17 protein-coding genes and 1 tRNA gene are annotated in these 17,826 nt (G+C 70.1%); 1 reads left to right on the top strand and 17 read right to left on the bottom strand.

Translation table 11 applies throughout. The annotated features are described in order from the left end of the window. Positions 1 to 98 precede the first annotated feature (98 nt). Both VF632_RS13950 and VF632_RS13945 read right to left on the bottom strand, forming a co-directional pair. The gene (locus tag VF632_RS13950) at positions 99 to 2,798 is read right to left on the bottom strand and encodes an MGH1-like glycoside hydrolase domain-containing protein (protein WP_331023519.1); all 2,700 of its coding nucleotides are present in this window, start codon (positions 2,796 to 2,798) and stop codon (positions 99 to 101) included. 7 nt (positions 2,799 to 2,805) lie between these two features. Continuing rightward, a complete protein-coding gene (locus VF632_RS13945; protein ID WP_331023518.1) occupies positions 2,806 to 4,428 on the bottom strand; it encodes a sodium:solute symporter in 1,623 nt (540 codons plus the stop codon). A 269-nt stretch (positions 4,429 to 4,697) separates the two neighbouring features. Here VF632_RS13945 and VF632_RS13940 point away from each other — a divergent pair, with 269 nt between their 5' ends. After that, on the top strand, positions 4,698 to 5,918 hold the full coding sequence (locus VF632_RS13940; RefSeq protein WP_331023517.1) for an ROK family transcriptional regulator: 1,221 nt from the start codon (positions 4,698 to 4,700) through the stop codon (positions 5,916 to 5,918). 733 nt (positions 5,919 to 6,651) lie between these two features. On the opposite strand, the gene VF632_RS13935 is transcribed toward VF632_RS13940, so the two are convergent. The 15 genes from VF632_RS13935 to VF632_RS13865 all read right to left on the bottom strand — a co-directional run bounded on the left by VF632_RS13935 (position 6,652) and on the right by VF632_RS13865 (position 17,771). After that, positions 6,652 to 7,284, bottom strand: a complete 633-nt coding sequence (locus tag VF632_RS13935) for a nucleotidyltransferase domain-containing protein (protein ID WP_331023516.1) — start codon at positions 7,282 to 7,284, stop codon at positions 6,652 to 6,654. Positions 7,285 to 7,459: 175 nt separating this feature from the next. Further along, positions 7,460 to 7,530, bottom strand: a tRNA-Gln gene (locus tag VF632_RS13930). Between the two features lie 36 nt (positions 7,531 to 7,566). Beyond that, on the bottom strand, positions 7,567 to 8,481 hold the full coding sequence (locus tag VF632_RS13925; RefSeq protein WP_331023515.1) for a 4-(cytidine 5'-diphospho)-2-C-methyl-D-erythritol kinase: 915 nt from the start codon (positions 8,479 to 8,481) through the stop codon (positions 7,567 to 7,569). Beyond that, on the bottom strand, positions 8,465 to 9,526 hold the full coding sequence (locus tag VF632_RS13920) for a lysylphosphatidylglycerol synthase transmembrane domain-containing protein (protein WP_331023514.1): 1,062 nt from the start codon (positions 9,524 to 9,526) through the stop codon (positions 8,465 to 8,467). Before VF632_RS13920 ends, VF632_RS13925 begins: the two co-directional genes overlap by 17 nt. Positions 9,527 to 9,539: 13 nt before the next feature. Next, the gene (locus VF632_RS13915) at positions 9,540 to 10,991 is read right to left on the bottom strand and encodes an Hpt domain-containing protein (protein WP_331023513.1); all 1,452 of its coding nucleotides are present in this window, start codon (positions 10,989 to 10,991) and stop codon (positions 9,540 to 9,542) included. 17 nt (positions 10,992 to 11,008) lie between these two features. Further along, positions 11,009 to 11,734 carry a pyridoxine 5'-phosphate synthase gene (locus VF632_RS13910; RefSeq protein WP_331023512.1) on the bottom strand — a complete coding sequence of 242 codons (726 nt, stop codon included), beginning with the start codon at positions 11,732 to 11,734 and terminating at the stop codon, positions 11,009 to 11,011. Further along, entirely contained in the window at positions 11,731 to 12,618 is an 888-nt protein-coding gene (locus tag VF632_RS13905) for a DUF2520 domain-containing protein (RefSeq protein WP_331023511.1), read from the bottom strand. The genes VF632_RS13910 and VF632_RS13905 overlap by 4 nt, the downstream gene beginning before the upstream one ends. After that, positions 12,615 to 12,866, bottom strand: coding sequence for a DUF433 domain-containing protein (locus VF632_RS13900; protein WP_331023510.1), 252 nt, complete (start codon positions 12,864 to 12,866; stop codon positions 12,615 to 12,617). The genes VF632_RS13905 and VF632_RS13900 overlap by 4 nt, the downstream gene beginning before the upstream one ends. A gap of 4 nt (positions 12,867 to 12,870) precedes the next feature. Further along, positions 12,871 to 14,112 (bottom strand): GTPase HflX, encoded by a 1,242-nt coding sequence (hflX, locus tag VF632_RS13895; RefSeq protein ID WP_331023509.1) that lies wholly within the window; start codon positions 14,110 to 14,112, stop codon positions 12,871 to 12,873. A 75-nt stretch (positions 14,113 to 14,187) separates the two neighbouring features. After that, entirely contained in the window at positions 14,188 to 14,400 is a 213-nt protein-coding gene (locus VF632_RS13890; RefSeq protein ID WP_331023508.1) for a type II toxin-antitoxin system HicA family toxin, read from the bottom strand. After that, positions 14,397 to 14,603, bottom strand: coding sequence for a type II toxin-antitoxin system HicB family antitoxin (locus tag VF632_RS13885; RefSeq protein ID WP_331023507.1), 207 nt, complete (start codon positions 14,601 to 14,603; stop codon positions 14,397 to 14,399). Before VF632_RS13885 ends, VF632_RS13890 begins: the two co-directional genes overlap by 4 nt. A gap of 40 nt (positions 14,604 to 14,643) precedes the next feature. Further along, positions 14,644 to 16,446 carry a TonB-dependent receptor gene (locus tag VF632_RS13880; protein WP_331023506.1) on the bottom strand — a complete coding sequence of 601 codons (1,803 nt, stop codon included), beginning with the start codon at positions 16,444 to 16,446 and terminating at the stop codon, positions 14,644 to 14,646. A 114-nt stretch (positions 16,447 to 16,560) separates the two neighbouring features. Further along, on the bottom strand, positions 16,561 to 17,043 hold the full coding sequence (locus VF632_RS13875) for a DUF3368 domain-containing protein (protein WP_331023505.1): 483 nt from the start codon (positions 17,041 to 17,043) through the stop codon (positions 16,561 to 16,563). Continuing rightward, entirely contained in the window at positions 17,040 to 17,558 is a 519-nt protein-coding gene (locus VF632_RS13870; RefSeq protein WP_331023504.1) for a UPF0175 family protein, read from the bottom strand. Before VF632_RS13870 ends, VF632_RS13875 begins: the two co-directional genes overlap by 4 nt. 36 nt (positions 17,559 to 17,594) lie before the next feature. Then, positions 17,595 to 17,771, bottom strand: a complete 177-nt coding sequence (locus VF632_RS13865; RefSeq protein WP_331023503.1) for a type II toxin-antitoxin system HicB family antitoxin — start codon at positions 17,769 to 17,771, stop codon at positions 17,595 to 17,597. Positions 17,772 to 17,826: the final 55 nt, after the last annotated feature.

Below are 17,826 nucleotides of genomic sequence, written 5' to 3'. Positions count from 1 at the left end.
GGAGAAGCAGAGAGGACGCAGAGAAAACCATATTTTCTCTGCGTCCTCTCTTTTTTCTCTGCGTCCTCTGCGTGAAACTGCCGTTCAGACTGGCGACCTCATCGGCACTCCGAGGTCGGCGCAAGGTGGATCAGGCGCAGGTGGTCCAGCAGCGCCGTGTTCACGCGCCGGTCCATGTTCTCGTCCAGCGGCGTGTAGGCGAGCGTCAGGCGATGCGCGCCGGGCGACAGGGTCACCCGGACCGACGTGCCGTAGCCCCACTCGTTCCACCGGTCCGTTCCCCGCTGCGGCATCACCAGCACGCCCGCGGGTTCGCCATCCACCAGCAGCGTGCGGATGGCCGCCTTCGCGTCGGTGTTGATGGGGCCGCTGCCGTTGGCGTAGCGCGCGTCGACCACGTACTCGCCCCCGCAGGCCACGATCACCGGAAACTCCACGCTCGTGTTCGTCTCGCGCGTCACCCGCACGTAGCCCGCGCCCGTGAAGCCCTCGTGCTCGCGCTCCAGCGGCGCTCCCCGGGGCCGCGCGACGACGATCGCCTCGTCGCGCGCCATCAGCACCGGCGCGCTCAGGAACGACTGCAGCCCCGCGGAATCCACCGCCAGCACCTGGTACTCCGCCACGCGGTCCAGCCGGCCCAGCGAAACGCGCGTCTCCGTCGTCGTCGCGGCCGGGCGCCCGTTGCGGTGGACGACGTAGTGCGCCGCGCCCGGGATGGGATCCCACGCCAGCACGTCTCCGCGTAGTGTGGCGGACGGCGTCTCGGGCGCCCAGCGGTTCTCGACCATGTTGACGCGCCCCGCCGGCCACCGCCCGTTCATCGTGATCTCCACCACGTGCTCGCCCGTGAGCGTCGCGGGAACCTCCGCCCGCGCCAGCGGCTGCCCGTCCAGCGTCGCGCGCGCCACGCCATCGCCGAAGCCGCGGACGGTGATCGACAGCGTCGACCCGCGGTAGCGAAGGTTCGAAAGCGTGCGCTCGCCCTCATAGCCGCGCGGCACCATCGGGCGGAAGGCCAGCCCGTGCGGCCGGAAGCGCATCCCGAAGAGCACGCGGTAGCTGGCGGCCAGGTTGCCGGCCACGCTCCACAACTGGCGGTCGGAGTTCAGCTCCGTGCCGTCGAAGTGGCCCGTGCTGGCCATCATGTTTTCCTTGTTGGTCAGGAACAGCGCGGCGGGGCGGTAGATGGAGGCCAGCGCATGCTCCACCGCCGCCGTGTTCCCCGCCTCGGCCGCGGCCCACAGCGAGTACGCGTTGACGAACGGCCAGATCGCCGCGTTGTGGTACGACGGAGTGCCGGGGATGTACGGCCAGAACGTCGGCGCGCCGAACTCCACCATCGGCGCGCGGGCGGAGATCAGCGCCTGCTGCTGGGGGTCGGCGACGCCGTAGATCACGGCCAGCGCCTGGGCCAGGGCGTCGGAGCGCGGGGCGAGGGACGAAAAGCCACGCCCGTAGCGGAAGACGGCGTAGTACCCCGCGTCGGGCATCCACAGGTGCTGGTTGATGGCGGTACGCAGGTCCGCCGCCACCTTCGCCCACCGGTCGCCCGGCTCGCCCAGCGCCTGTGCCATGTCGGCCAGGATGCGATAGGTGGCGTGGTGGACGACGTTCGTGCTCGTGCCAGCGGAGCGGGCGATGTCGCGTGGCTCCACCCAGCGCGGGTACGACTGCTCCCGCCAGTCCATGAACGACGTTTCGCCCGTCGCCAGCCCCGTGGCCGGGTCGAAGATGGCGTGCAGGTCCGCCTCCGCCGACCGGCTGATGATGCCGTACGCCTGCCGCAGCCAGTCGCGGTCCCCCGTCACCGCGTACAGCTCCCACGCGGCGAGCGCCCACGTCATCCGGTCCGTGGAGATGGGCCACGATCCCCCCGTCCCCGTGTCCTGGATGATGCGCCCGGCCGAATCCACCTTGGCCAGCAGGCTGCGCTTCACCGCGTCCGGCGCCGCGACCGCCAGGGCGAGCACCGAGGCGTACGACACGTCGCGCGTCCACACGCCCGGCCACTTGGCCCCGGCGCTGAGCGCACCATCCTCCCGCACCAGCTGCGTCAGCTCCTCGAGCGACATGCGATAGAGCGCATCCACCAGCCGCTCCGGCGAGCGCAGCTGGGGGAACGCCGACACGTCCGCCTGCCGCGTCCAGATGGCCCGTCCCGGATCCGCCAGCGGACGCGTGTACTGCGCCTCGATGGGCAGCGTCAGCGTGTAGATGCCGTCGCCGTCCTCGTCCCGCAGCTGCGCGGGCGAGCCGGGGCGCAGGGCGCGCGCGTCCCAGCTCAGCGGCTCCACGTCGCCGATGGCGTACACGCCCCGGAAGTCCGCGCGGCGGATGGGCGGGCCCTGCGGGGGATCGTACCTGCCCGTCCGCTCCATCTCGCGCAGCACGTGGCGCAGGTCCAGGCGGATGGTCACCCGCGCAACGCCCTCCTCGCTCGTCGAGTACGCCTCGGGCGTGGGGATGAACGGCGGCTGCTCCTCCCCGAAGACGTACACGGGCGAGACGATGGCGCCGTTTGCCGGGCGCACGTACAGCGTGTGCTCCGTCCCGGAGGGGAACTCGTTGTCCGCCCCGTTGAGGCTGAAGCGGAAGTGCATCTCGCGCCCGGCCCGCGGATACGTGCTGACGATGCTGTCCCGCGAGAGCGCCACCGCCGCGAACCGCCCCTGGTGCACGGACGTGTCGGTGACTGTGAACGCGTCCGATCGATACAGCTCGCGCTGCGCGCCGAGGTCTCCGGCCGACGCGACCAGTGCGGCGGACACGGCGCCGAGCGCGCGGATGCGATGCGTCATCGGCCGATCAGGAGAAGTACAGCCAGATCGCCACGACCGTGGCCACCAGCAGCCCGCTCAGCACGATCCCCTCGGTGCGGCTGCCAGCGTCCTCCGCCGGCTGCACCCGCGCGGTCGTCTGGAAGGTGAGCCCCTCCAGCTGCTCGCGCGACGGCGCCGGGGCGGTCATCGAAGCCGCCACGAGCACCAGCGAACAGACGATGAACAGCAGCGCCGCGAAGTGAAGGAAGTTGATCTCGGCGTAGGCCAGGAGCGATCCGTCCAGGTTCGCCTTGTTCAGCTCGGCCGCCAGGCGGCCCATCCCCAGGACGAAGCCCACCAGCAGCGACGCCATCGCCCCGCGGGCGTTCAGCCGGCTCCACAGCAGCCCCAGCAGGAACACGGCGGTGATGGGGGGCGCGATGTACGCCTGCACGCTCTGGATGTACTGGTACAGCTGCCCGGAAATCAGCTTCATCAGGGGAATCCACGCCAGCCCCAGCACCACCAGCACGCCCGTGGAAAGGCGCCCGACCAGCACCAGCCGCCGCTCCGACGCATCCGGCCGCAGCTTCTTGTAGACGTCCCAGGTGATCAGCGTAGAGGTGGAGTTGAACACGGACGACAGCGAGCTCATCAGCGCCGCCAGCAGCCCGGCGACCACCAGCCCGCGCAGGCCAACGGGAAGCAGCGTGCTCACCAGCGCCGGGAGCGCCTGGTCCGGGGCGCCCAGCTGCAGCTTGCCCTGGCGCGCCAGCACCGTCGCGATCACGCCCGGGATGACGAAGATGAACAGCGGCAGGATCTTCAGGAAGCCGGCGAACACCGTCCCGCGCCGCGCTTCCTGGAGGTTGCGGGCCGCCAGCACGCGCTGCACGATGAACTGGTCGGTGCACCAGTACCAGATGCCCAGGATCGGTGCGCCGAAGAGGATGCCGGTCCAGGGGAAGGAGGGGTCCGTCGCCGGCTTCCACATGTCCATGAACTCGGGGCCGGCCGCGCGGGTGAGCTCGCCCCATCCGCCCACGGCGTTCAGCCCGACCACCGTCACCACGATGGAACCCAAGATCAGCACCACCATCTGGATGGTATCGGTGATCAGCACCGCGCGCAGGCCGCCGAACAGGGTGTAGATGCCGGTGGCGACCACCACGACGAGCGCGCCCGTCCAGAAGTTGATCCCCATCACCGCCTCGAACACCACCCCGCCGGCGAAGATGGTCACCGAGATCTTGGTCAGCACGTATCCCACGATGGAGATGCCTGCCAGGTACCACCGCGCCGCGGGCGAGTAGCGGCGCTCCAGGAACTCCGGCATGGTGTACACGCCGCTGCGCAGGTAGAACGGGGCGAACAGCCACCCCAGCAGCAGCAGGATGAAGGCGGCCAGGATTTCGAACTGCGCCACGGCCACGCCGCTCGCCGCGCCGGTGCCCGCCAGCCCCACCAGGTGCTCGGAACCGATGTTTGACGAAAAGAGCGACGCGCCCACCACGAACCACCCGGTGTTGCGCCCCGCCAGGAAGTAGTCGGCCGAGGTTTCGCCGCCGCCCTCTCGCCGTTCCCGCCAGGTGGCGTACACCGCGCCGATCGCGGTCACGGCGAAGTACAGCGCGATCACCAGCCAGTCGATGGTCGTCAGGTGCGCCAAGGTGAGTTCTCCGGGTGATGTTCCGAGGGGCGGGTGTACCGTGCCAGCCACCGTGCGCAAACCAGCGGCGGAAAAGGGCTGACGGGTGGCAAGCGGCAGGGGCCGGATGACGGCGGGCTTGACGGCGCGGGTCCGGAAGCCGACTTTCCGGTTTTGGAACGATCAGTGACAAAATGGATGGCCGTACGATAGCGGCCCTCCCACGGGTCCGCAAGCACTTTTCGCCGCGCATCCGGCGCCGCCACATCCATCCCCCGCCCCCCCGCATCGTGCGCAAGATCGACCCCCGCAACTTTCAGCGTGCCACCCGCACCACCAGCAAGGAGATCAACCGCCAGATCGTGCTGAACCTCGTTCGCGAGTACCAGCCGATCTCGCGGGCAGACCTGGCGCGCCGCATGGAGGTGGCGCGCGGAATGGTGAGCCCGCTGGTGAACGAGCTGATCGAGGGCGGGCTGCTGTACGAGGCGGCGGTGGGCACCTCGCGCCGCGGGCGGAAGCCCACGCTGCTGCACGTGCGCGCGCACGACCGGCTGGCGGTGGGCATCGACGTACGCCTGAGCGAAACGCAGGTGATGCTGGCCGACTTCGCCGGCCGCACCCTCGCCCTGGAGATGCTGAGGACGCCGGCCACGCCGGAGGAGCTGATCGCGGAGCTGGGCACGCGCGTCCGCCGGCTGCTGGAGGCCAACTCCGCCGCGGGCGAGTGCCAGGGGATCGGCCTCGTGGTTCCCGGGACGGTGGACAGCGAGACCGGGCGGCTGGTGAACGCCCCCACGTTGGGCTGGCGCGACGTGGACTTGCGCGGCGCACTGGAGGCGGCGGTGGGCATCGAGGTGACCATCGAGCGCGACGCCGTGGCCTGCGCCCTCGCGCAGATGTGGCTGGCGCACCCCGTGGGCGGCGCCCTGGACAGCTTCGCCTACGTCACCTTTTCCGACGGCGTGGGCGCGGGCCTGGTGATCAACGGGCGGGTCGTGCGCGGGCACCGCGACGCCGCGGGCGAGTTCGGTCACATCCCCCTGACGATGGACGGGCCCGCCTGCCTATGCGGGTCGCGCGGCTGCTGGGAGGCGTACACCTCCAGCCACGCCATCGTCGCGCGCTACCTGGGCCGCGAGCTGGCGACGCGCGACAGCTACGCGGCCGTCCGCGAATCAGGGATGACCGTCGCCGACGTGATCGCCCGCGCCCGCTCCGGCGATGCGGGGGCGCTGTCCGCGCTGGAGCTGACGGGGCGGCTGATGGGGCTGGGGCTGGCGGCCATCGTCAACGCGGTGAACCCGGCGAGGATCGTGGTGGGGGGCGAGGTGGCGGCGGCGTGGGACATCGTGGGTCCCCCCGCCCTGGCAGCCATGGCCGAGCGCACGCTGACCACCGGCACCGCCTCCACCCCCGTGTCGCCCGAGGCATCCGACCAGCAGACCCGCCTGCGCGGCGCCGCGGCCCTGGTCGTCGCTCCCACCTTCGCCGCGCCCGCCATCGGCTGACGGCGGCGGATCACCCGGTCGCGGCGCAGGCGCATGCGACCGGCCACGTCCGCCCTCGAAAGCGGCTCGTGCTCGCGAACCAGGTTCAGCACGATCTTGCGGTTGCTCTCCCGGGGGTGGACCGACGTCGCGCGCCAAAACTGCCCCGTGTTGATCTCGCGCATCCGTTGTTTCCGATTTTGGAAGCTTCTCTTCCACTTTCTACGGATCGCGCTCGTGACACAAGACTCTCGCTCGCTGTCCACCAAGACGCATGAAACAGCTGGTGGCTGACGGGACGCGCGGCTGTAAGTCGCGCAACCCAGCCGGTCACGTGGGCGGGCGCCGCTGGTATGCTTCCTCGGCCCACGCGCAGAACGACTCCGCCTTGCGGAGGATCGCGGACGCATCTGCCCTCGTACTGTATACTCCTGGTAGGAGACCGCGTCCTTCTTCTTGACGACGGCGCGGAGCAGGTCGACCGCCTCGGGTGAAGGGTTCTTCAGTGCGGCCAGCAGGGCGTCCGGCGCTCTGACGTGCTCGCCTTCGGTGGACTTGAACCCGCCATATGCGATGGTGATCGCGTCGTTGTACGCGATCGCCGCGTGGATGGCGATCACCGAAGTGGCGTTGCCGTAGCGAGTCTCATCCGTTGCGAGATCTTCCAGATCCTTTGCGCTCTGCAGGAGGGCCGAGCCGACGTTGCGGTACTTCGCCGCTTGGTGCCGGTCGGTATCCTTGCGGCGCCCCCGTGTTACCACAGCAGTTCCTTCAGTGGCCTTCCGTAGATCCGCCGGCCCTCGCGGATTGCGTCACGTAGAAAGCTGTCCGCACTGCCCGCCTGCTCACGAGCCGTCGCCAAGTCCAGCACCACGGGCGAGAGCACCACACCAAAGTACGTTCGGAGTGCTGGCGCACGCGCCGAAAGTGCATCGTGCACCGCTTCGGTAGCCCGAGCGTCGGGCGTGATGACGAGAACGTCGAGATCGCTTCCGGGAACGTCATCGCCCCGAGCGGCGCTCCCGAACAGATACGCAGTCAGCACATGCCCCGCCGCCGCGCCTGCCTCGTTCAGCAGTATGCGCCGCAGTTCCTCGAACAACTCTTCAGCCCGCTGACGCTCCGCCCGAAAGAGCGGCAGGAGCCCATCGCGCACGAGGTGGTGGTTCTCGTTCAGACGATAGAGATGCTGGGCCGACGTTTCCTCCATCAGAACCACACCGAGTTGCGTCAGCTCTCCCAATCCGCGTTGCGTCATCGCGCGGCTGGCGTGTGCCTGCCGCGCGATCTCACGCCCGGACAGCGGCTGATGTGCGTCCGCCAGAACGCGCAGTGCACGCACGCGTACGCCTGAGGAAAGGATACCATTGAGCGGGCTGAAAAGCATGGTCTACGGCGTCGCTGAGGCTCCCGTCCAATGATCTTGCATGTGGCCGCTCGAATAGGCCACGTGGCCTACTTTTGCGGCCACCTGAAGATGCCGGCACTCGCGACATAGCGCAAGCGCCAGGGTTGCAACGTGAAAAAAAGCAGGGTGGCATCAAAGCCACCCTGCCTGAAAGTTGCCCCCGGAGGATTCGAACCTCCACTAGAAGTTCCAAAGACTCCTGTGCTGCCATTACACCAGGGGGCACCGAGCGTAGCGACTAAGCGCTACGCACGCCGAAAATTATCCCACCTCGCCAATCGGGTCAACCCGCACGTCCGGCTCGTTTTCCAGCGTCTCCGCCGCCCACACGCTCATCCCCATCCCGCGCAGGCGCTCCATCGCCCCGTCGCGCTCCGCGGCCTCGCCGAACACGCCGAACACGGATGAGCCGCTTCCCGCCATCAGCGCGACGGATGCGCCGGCATCCCGGAGCGCATCCACGGCTTCGGCGATCAGCGGGATCTGCTCGGCGACGACGGGCTGAAAGTCGTTCTCAGCCAGCGCGGCGACGGCGTTCCAGTCCGTCAACTGCTCGATCGGGATGGATCTGGATCGGGGCTGGTATCCCCCGCCCCGTTGCTCGGCCACGCGGCGGAACGCGTCCGGCGTCGCCATCGCCACGCCAGGATGCGCGATTACTATTGGATGCGTGGGAAGGGGCGGCAGGGACAGCAGGCGCTCGCCGCGGCTCCACGCCAGGGCCAGCGGTGAGCCGCAGAGGAAGAAGGGAACGTCGCTGCCGAGCTCGATCGCCATCCCCAGCAGCGCGGCGCGGTCGAACGGCTGCCCATGGAGAGCGTTCAGCGCCCGCAGCGTGGCCGCGCAGTCCGACGATCCGCCCCCCAGCCCCGCCGCGGAGGGGATGCGCTTGGTGAGGTGGATTTCCACCGCCGCGGCCTCACCCAGCTCGCGGTGGAAGCGCTCCGCCGCGCGAACCGCCAGGTTTCGCTCGGGCGGGCCGGTATCCACGCCACCCTCGACTACAAGCCGGATTCCCGGCGCGCCGCGGCGGACGGTGACCCTATCCGCCAGCGACACTGCGCAGAACAGCGTCTCCAGCCCGTGGTACCCGCTTTCCTCGCGCGCCAGGATGCGGAGGAAGAGGTTCACCTTCGCCGGTGCGCTGACGGTGACGGATTCAGTGGGGGCGGGCATGGGGGTTCAGCGTCGGATCCGTTTCCACCGCCTCCTCCACACGCGTCTCGCTGCGGCGCAGGTCCCGCCAGCGCAGGTTCAGCCGCGCGGCGTAGTACACGCCCAGCCCCGTAACCGTGAACCATCCGCCCAGGTGAAACCCGATGGCGAACGAGGCGGCGCGGCTCTTGTCCACCCCCCACAGCCCCAGCCCCCACACGCTCGCCGCCTCGAACGGCCCGAAGAACCCGGGCCCGGACGGGACGGAGACCAAAAGCGCGATGCACGACTGCAGGAACAGCGCGCCCACGTACCCCGGCTCGTCGATCCCGAACGCGCGGAACGCCAGCACGAACGAGCCGGCGAGGAACGCCCACTGGAAGAGCGCCCACGCCACGGATACGGCCAGCAGGCGTGGATTCCTCAGCACGTGCAGGCCAGCGAGGAACGCCCTCAACGCGTCGACCAGCGGCCGGCGGAAGGCGGAGGGTAGAACGACCGCGACTCGTTCCGCCACCGACGCCGCGCGCGCGGGGAAGTAGGCCATCCACACCAGCGCTCCCATCAGCACGGCGAAGACGGCCATCACCACGCGCACGGTGGCCTGCAAATCCACCGGGCCGCCCGCTGCCAGCTCGGGAAACCCGGGCAGTGACATGGCGAGGAGCAGAAAGGCGATCATCACCAGTCCGTCCAGCGCCCGCTCCAGCACCAGCGACGCGAACGCGGCGCTCAGGGTAACGTTCGCCTGGCGCGCCAGCACCCAGGTGCGGGCGAACTCGCCCAGCCGCGCGGGGAACACGTTGTTGGCGCCGAAGCCGATGCAAACACCCGCGATGCGCGGCTTCCAGCCGATGCCCGGCGCCACCGGGTCCAGGAGCGGCTTCCAGCGCATGGCGCGAATGTGCATTCCCACCGTCGACACCAGCACGGCCGCGCCCAGCAGCAGCAGGTCCGCCTCGCGCAGGTGCCTCCAGACGTCCGCCCACTCCACGTCTTTCAGCGCCAGCCACAGGAAAAAGACGGTCGCCGCAACCCCGACGACCGTCTTCAGGTGCTTCTTCATCGGCACGGCCCCGTCACGACGGCGCCCCCATCGCCAGCTGCACCAGGCCGAACAGCTCGTCCAGCGCCTCGGTCAGCGCCGGTCCGTTCTCCCCGGCCGCCAGCTGCTCGATGCGGCCGCGCAGGCTCAGCGCCACGCGGAAGGCGTCGCCGGGATCGTAGAGCAGCGTTTCCACGGGAACGACGCCCTCCTCCTCGGCCGCCAGCGTGGATGCCGCGGGTGCGGCGGCGGTCGCGGCGGGCTCCGCCGGCTGCGCGGCGACGTCCGGAGCCGGCAGCGATTCCGCGGCGGGCGGGGGCGGCGCGCCGGGAAGGGCGTAGCGGAGGGTGCGCAGGGCCTCGCGCGCCTCGTCGGGTGTGGTGGACGCGCCGACGCGCGTAGCGGCTAGGTCTGCCGCGGCGGACATCCCCGCCACGCCGTAGGTGGTCGCCAGCTCGCGCACGGAGGCCGCCAGTTCCGCCACCTCGCGCGCAATCCGCCCGAACCGGCGCGGGCGCGCGGGAAGGCTGGCCAGCAGCCCCTCGGCACGGTCCAGAAATCCGGTGCCTTCGATGCGCAGGAACTGCTCGACCTCGGGGGAGGCCCCGCCGCCCTCGCCCGGCACCGGCGCCATGGGCGACGACACCAGGTTGCCCACGCCGCCGTCCGCGAACAGCCGGCTGATGGGCACCACGTCGGTGTCGCCCGCGTCCTGCGCGTCGTCGGCGCGGTCGCGCAGCTCGCGCATGCGCACCAGCTCGGCCGAGTCGCCCGGCGGCTCCCCGTTCGCCAGCGTGCGGCCGGCGGCATCCAATGCATCGCGGGCGGCGCCCAGCAGCTCCAGCTCGGCGGCGCTGACGGCGGAGGCGCGGCCCAGGATCTCGTGGGCGGTGTCCTCGATCCCCTCCAGTCCCTCCAGCACGGGGGCCAACACCTCCATCCCCGCCACGCCACGAACGGGACGCATCCGCCGCAGGACCACGCGAAGCGGGTCGCGCGCCTCGGGGTTCTCGCGCAGCTCACCGAGCACGCGGTCGAGCTCGGCGACAACCCCGGTGATCTCGCGCCGTACGAAGCCGAACAGTTCGTCGCCGGGCGCCTGCTGGCCGGTCTCGCGGCGCGCGCCGGCCACGTCGATCCAGCGATCGGCGGCGGCGCGGGCGCGATCGTCGTCCGCCGCGGCCCAGTCGGCGCCGAAGCGGATCACCAGCGCGCGCAGGTCGCCGGCCGTGGCCCGGGCGCGGTCGCGCACCTCGGGCGACCAGGGGAGCACGCCGTCGCGGATGGCGCGGGCGCCGTCTTCCAACCGCTCCGCCACCGTGGCGATGGCCGTGGCGCCGGCAAGCTGGGCGCTGCCGCGCACGCCACGGGCAAGGCGGAAGAAGCGCATGGGGTCCGGCCGCTCGGAGCTGGCCAGCAGCGCGTCGAGCTGGTCCAGGAACTCGCCGGCTTCCAGCGCGAAGTATTCGCTGAGCGGTTGGGCCATGGGATTGATCTGGCGGGTCAGCGGCGGGCGCGGCGGATGATTTCGGCCATGTCGCGCACCGCGCGCTCCATGCCGGTGAACATGGCGCGGCTGACGATGGAGTGGCCGATGTTCAATTCCTCGATCTCTTCCACGGCCGCCAGGGGTGCCACGTTCTCGTACGTAAGGCCGTGGCCGGCGTGCACCGCCAGCCCCAGCGAGCGGCCCAGCGCGGCGGCGCGGCGCAGGCGTCCAAGCTGGTCGTGCCGCTCGGCGCCGCGGGCGTTGGCGTACTCGCCCGTGTGAAGCTCGATGGCGTCGGCGCCCAGCTCCAGCGAGGCGCGGACGGACTCGGCGTCGGGGTCGATGAACAGCGAGGTGCGGATTCCCGCGTCCTTCAGGCGCCGCACAGCCTCGCCAAGCCACCCCCGCGTGCCCTCGCCCGCGAAGGTCAGCCCGCCCTCGGTGGTCACCTCTTCGCGCCGCTCGGGAACCAGCGTGGCCTGGTGCGGCCTCCACTCCTCCGCCAGCGCCAGCACGTCCGACGCGGCGGCCAGCTCCAGGTTCACCACCGTCCGCGCCGTTTCCATCAGCAGGCGAACGTCGCGGTCCTGGATGTGGCGGCGGTCTTCGCGCAGGTGAACGGTAATTCCGTCGGCGCCGCCCAGCTCGGCCAGCACGGCGGCGCGGACCGGGTCCGGCTCGTCGGTGCCGCGCGCCTGCCGCACCGTGGCCACGTGGTCGATGTTGACGTAAAGCCTCACTCCGCCCCTCCCAGCAGGTCCGCCAGCCGTGCCGCCGCCGCGGGATCCACCCCGGCCAGCCGCGCCAGCCGCAGGGCCTCCCGCCCGAGCAGGCAATATAACGGGCGCTCCGCCGCCGACAACCGTTCCAGGTGAAGCGCCACCGTCTCTACGTCGCCGCGCAGGATGGGCCCGGTGAGCGCCGCCACCGGGCCGCGCGCCGCCACGTTCTCCACCGCGCCCGCGGCCAGCGCCGTCAGGGCGGGCCGCGCGTCCCGGGCGTGCACGCCGGCCTGCTCCATCAGCCCCTCGGCCAGCGATAGTACAGCGACCGCGTAGTTGCTGGCGAACACGGCCGCCGCATGGTACGCCGGCTTCCCGCCCGGCGCGATCCGCAACGCCCGTCCCCCGCACGCCGCGACGATCCGCTCCGCCAGGTCCAGCGCCGCACCGTCGCCCTCTACCCCCCACGACACGCCGGCCAGGCGATCGGCCCCGTCCACCGGGTCGGAGATGGCGGCCAGGGGATGCACCGAGCCCACCGCGTGACCCAGTGCCGAGAGTGGCGCCAGCACCTCCATCGACCGGCTGCCGCTGGTGTGCAGGACGGGGAGTTCGGGGGATGGATGCAGGGACGCGAGGCGGTCCGCCACTTCGGCGATGGCGCCGTCCGGGACGGCGATTACGATGCCGCTGATCCCCTCCGGCACGCCGTCCAGCGCCGGGCGATACGCCGCGCCGGCCTCACCGAAGAGCGGATGGTCGGGCGCGGACGCGCGCCGCCCCGTGACCGTCAATCGATCGACCGCTTGGTCCCGGTGCAGCCGCAGCCCCAGCGCCAGCCCCGTCCGCCCCGCGCCGATGATCCACAGGTGCCCGAGCCGCTCTGCCGCGTGCGTGTTCAACGCAGGCGATCTCCCGCGAACGAGCTCCACGGATTGGTGGGACCGGTTCCGTACCGGGCAGCATACCGCCGCGCCGCATCGAGATCTTCCCGTTCCAGGTATGGGAAGTCGTTCAGGATCTCATCCTCGGTCATCCCGCTTTCCAAGTACTCCATCACGTTCCGAACGGAGATGCGCATCCCGCGGATGCATGGAAACCCGCGCTTCTTCCCCGGCTCCACGGTGATGCGCGATTCCCAATCGCCCATGGATTCACCCCCAGCCGTAGATCTTCACGCCGCGTGTGCGCAGGCGGCCGAGGGAGGCTTTCGACAGTCGGGCGCGGATGTGGATCTCGGCGCCCTTGTCCTCGCGCTCCAGCACCTCGCCGTCGCGGTAGATCTCCGCCAGCAGGCCCCCGTGCGAGGACGACAGCGTCAGCCGCACGTCCGGGCGGATCTTCTGAAGCTCCTCGTGAAGCAGCACGCGCAGCGGCTCCAGCCGTCCCTCCTCCACCGTGCTGACGAAGATGGAGCGGGCGCTTCCGAACGACCGCTCGCGTAGCGCCTGCTCCTCGGCGTGCGTCAGGCGGTCGATCTTGTTGAAGACGAGCACGGTCGGGCGCTCGGCCAGCCCCAGGTCTCCCAGCACCTCCGTCACTACCTCCATCTGCTCTTCCCACTGCGGATGGGACGCGTCGATGGTGTGAAGCAGCACGTCGGCCTCGGCGGCTTCTTCCAGGGTGGCGCGGAAGGAAGCGACCAGGTGGTGGGGAAGCTTGCGGATGAACCCCACCGTGTCGGTCAGCAGCACCTCGGCGCCCTCGCCCACCTCGATGGCGCGCGTGGTGGGGTCCAGCGTGGCGAACAGCCGGTCTTCGACGAACACCTCGGTTCCCGAAATCCCCCGCAGGATGGACGACTTGCCCGCGTTGGTGTAGCCCACGAGCGAGGCGCGGAGCTGGCCCTCGCGGCTCTTGCGCTGCGTGGCGCGGGTGCGGGCCACGCGCTCCAGCTCGTCCTTCAGCCGGGTGATGCGGTGGTCGATCATCCGGCGGTCGGTTTCCAGCTGCGTTTCGCCGGGGCCGCGCATGCCCGGGCCGGAGCGCGACCGCGAAAGGTGCGACCACATGCGCGTCAGGCGCGGCCGCATGTACTGAAGCTGCGCCAGCTCCACCTGCGCACGCGCCTCGCTGGTGCGGGCGCGCGTGGCGAAGATGTCCAGGATCAGCTCCGCGCGGTCCATGATGCGCGTGCCCAGCAGCTTCTCGAGGTTGCGCCCCTGCGCCGGCGAAAGCTCGTCGTCCATGATGATGAGCGTCGCGCCCGCCACCTCCACCCGCTGCTTCAGCTCCTCGGCCTTCCCCTCGCCGATGTAGAACTTGGGGTGCGGCGAGTCCAGGCGCTGGACGAACGTGTCAAGCACCTCCACGCCGGCGGTGTCGGCCAGGCGCGCGAGCTCCTCCAGGTGCTCCTCGGTTACCTCGGCGGTCTGCTGCTTGGAGGGAGCGGCCACCAGGATGGCCTGCTCCGTCGGCGCGGCCAGTTCGATCAGATCTCGCGTGGTGATGGTAGTCCCGTCGTGTAGAGGTTACAGGTCGTCGGGCCTGAGCCCCGTCCGCTTCGAGAGTCGGGCGAGCATCTTCGGGCCGATCTCGTCCGAGTCGTGAAACGAGAAAACGATGTTGGACCAGCCGTTACGAACAAGCGTACGATGCGATCCTCGTTCCCGCACAATCGACCATCCGATGCACAGCAGTGCGCCCAACACTCGCTTGGCTTTCGCCGATGGCCACTCGCTCATGCAGCCTGGATCGTAACCCGCAGAGGATCCGCAGCGGCCTCACCATGTTCGATCCGGTCTGCGATGACGTGCAACGCAAGCGCCTGGGCTTTGGTGACAGCCTGCGCGCGCGTGTCTCCATACACCATTACGCCAGGGAGCGACGGCACTTCCGCGATCCACCGGCCGTCCTCCTCGCGATCGATCTCAATTTCGAAGTCCATGCGCGTCTCCAGTTCAGAAGCACCTCATGTTCATCATGCATCACCGGCCGCCCAACCACTCCAGCCCGATCATCACAGCGCGGCCCGGGGCGGCGAGGCGGCTAATGTCGAGGTAGTCCGCGTCGGTCGCGTTCTGCACGTCGGCGAAAACGCGGAGGGCGCGAATGTCATACGAGGCGCGCGCGTCCAGCCGCAGGTACGCTTCTTCGCCCACGCGTCGCGCGCGGCGGCCGAGGAGCGACACGTTCAGCCGGTCCGCGAACGTGCGGCGCGCGCCCAAGGTGACGTTCTCCATCACCGGCCGCAGCGCGGACTTGCTGGTGAATCCCTCCGCCGCGTCCGTCGTGAACGAAAGCCACGTGCCCGTGGCGCTCCACGCGACGCCCAGCGGGCCCGCCCACGACGCCTCGGCCTCGATGCCGCGGAAGCGCGCGTCCGCGACGTTGCGCGTGCGCCAGGGCTGGTCGGCCGCCCCGTCGGGCTTGGCCCAGTCGATCAGCTGGTCGGCGTGGCGCACGAAGCCCGCGACTCCCAGCCGCACGCCGCGAGCCACGAAGGCGCTGGCGCCCAGCTCGGCGCTCCAGGACTGCTCGGGTTTCAGGTTGGGATCGCCCACGTTCGCGGGATCCTGGTAGTACCGCTCCGTCCACGTGGGCGCGCGGAATGCCCGTCCGGCGGATGCCCGCAGCCGAACCCCCTCCGCGGGCCACCACGCCGCGGCGGCGGACGGCGACCATTCCGTCCCGTAGCGCTCGTGCCAGTCGGCGCGGACGCCAGCCGTGGCGGAAAGTCGTCCCACGCGGCCAGCCGCGGCTTCCACCAGCGCGGCGGCGCGCTGCTCGGCGCGGTCGCCGAGGCGCGCGCTTTCCAACTCGTCGCTGAACCACTCGCCGCCGCCGGCCAGCCGCAGCCCGCTCGGCACCCGCCAGCGCGCCATCACCTCACCGCCCCAGCGGAGGTTCGTGTGCTGGTTGCGGTAGAACGAGGGGTCGGCGCGGCGCAGGATGAAGTCGTCGGCGTGGCGCCGCACGCTCAGCGTGGGCTCCACGGCGAACCGCGCCTCCGGGCCCGCGCGCAGGGCCAGCGTTCCCGTCGTGGTGCGCGTCTCCTCGTACGATGGGAACGGACCGTAGAACCCGTCCGCGCCGAAGTCGCGCGCCGCGTGCCCCGCGTCGGCGTTCACCGTCCACTGGCCGACCGCCATCGAGAGGGCCAGGCGCCCGCTGGCCACCTCGTAGTCCGTCCCCGCGCGATGCCCGTCGGAACGCTGCCACTCGCCGCCAAGGTCCGCCCGCACCCCGCCCACGTGAGTCGCGTACGACAGCGCGGCCGAGCGCGTATCCCACGATCCCGCCTGCGCGCGCACCCTGGCACCCGCGCCCTCGCGCCGCGTGACGACGTGGATCAGCCCGCCCACCGCGTCGGCGCCGTACAACGCCGACGCCGGCCCGCGGACGATCTCGATGCGCTCCACCTGGTCCAGCGGCACCGTCAGGTTCAGGTCGAAGTGGCCGGTCTGCGCGTCGCTGGCACGAACGCCGTCGACCATCACCAGAACCTGCTCGAAGGTCCCGCCGCGCACGGCCACGTCGGCCAGCGCGGGGGAGCGCGGCATCACGTCCACGGCCAGCGCCCACTCCAGCACGTCGGCGACGGTGCGGGCAGGCAGCGCGCGGATCTGCTCGGCGGTGATCACCTCCACGCCACGCGTGGCGGCCACCAGCTCAGCCGCGGCGCGCGATGCCGCCGTCACCTGCACCGTATCGAGGGGAACGGTCCGGTCCTGCGCGGTGAGGGCGGCCGGAAGGAAAAGAAGACCAACGATCAGCAAACGAGCACGCATCAGCATCTACCGGGACGACAGCCGCCGCCGGGCGACGAGAGCTTGCGGCGGCGAAAGGGCTTGTGAGTCGCGGGAAGATAGACGGCGGCGAGCGGAGGGGCCAGCGCGAGCAGGTCAGAGTTCGCCCGCGTCGCGAAGAGTCTGGTCGTACAACGACTTTCCCAGCCGGAAACTCAGCACCATTACGAGTTGATCCAGCACCGGGCGGACTTCGGGAATGAATCCGCGCTGCTTGGCCAGTTTGAGGACCCCTACCACGCCGATGACCTGCAAACCCATGCTGACTGCCAGTTGACGTGCGCTACGCTCGTCCAGCAGGAGCGTGTCGGCGCGTACGTCGGCGGCGAGGGAAATTGCCTCCGCCTCTCCGCGATCGAGTTCAGTTCGCAGGGCGAGCAGGTAGGAATCGTCCGCGACGGCGACGACCCTCACCCAATCTGCAGATAGAATCTCGGCAACTTCCGGTCGATCCACCTGAACGACTTCGTCCCAGACCGCGCCCGGGACGAGCACCTCTCCGAACAGAATCTGGAGCAGGTGAAGCTGGCCGACTCGAGCGAGCGCGATCAGTGGTGACGAGTCACTGACGACGATCACCGAGCGACGAGCCTGCGCACGGTCGCGAAATCCCGCGCCAGCTCCCGCTCATCGTAGTGCATCGGGATGTTTCGCTCGGCGAGCAGATCGTTGAATACCCACTTGTTCATGCCCGCCAGTTCAGCCGCGCGGCCGAGGGACAGCTTCTCGCGCTCATAGAGCACGACGGCCAGTTCCGTGGCCAGGTCGGCATCCGTCAATCCAGCCGCCGCCATCACTTTGTCAGGGATGACAGCTGCTCCCAAGCCATCGCCGGGATCCAGGAAATCTTCCCTGACCACGGCGGCACACATGCCGGAACCAGCATTGGCGTCAATGGGATCGGCCCAGTCCACCGGGACATCACGGCTCGCGAGCAGATGCTGGAACTGCAGCCTGCCCATGCGTGCGACTCCCGCGGCAGCCGCGACAGGTAACCGGCCACGGTGATACAGGACGGTGGCAATCTCCGTCGCCAGCTCCTGCTCCGTCAGGTTCGTCGCCAGGAGCAGCTTGTCCGAGATCGTAAAAGCCATGACAGCACCTCCGTCCACAGTGTACGATCCCGCAATCTACACGCCGACCCGCGGCTCGACATCCTCAATCAGCATCTCGACGACTTCATTGAGGTTGGCCGTCAACTCCGCGATGGTCTCACCCTGTGCATGCGCCCCTGGAAATCCCGGGATGTGGCCAACGTACAAACCGGTATGTGGCGACTTTTCGATGACGGCCGCGTATCTCCGCATGACTCATCCCAGGTGCAGTGCGGGCCGGCAAGCCTAGGCGGCGACGCCGATCCGT

This window comes from Longimicrobium sp., assembly GCF_036388275.1.
Classification (GTDB): Bacteria; Gemmatimonadota; Gemmatimonadetes; order Longimicrobiales; family Longimicrobiaceae; genus Longimicrobium.
Note: the sequence above shows the minus strand (reverse complement) of the source record. Positions and strands in the feature narration are given on the sequence as shown.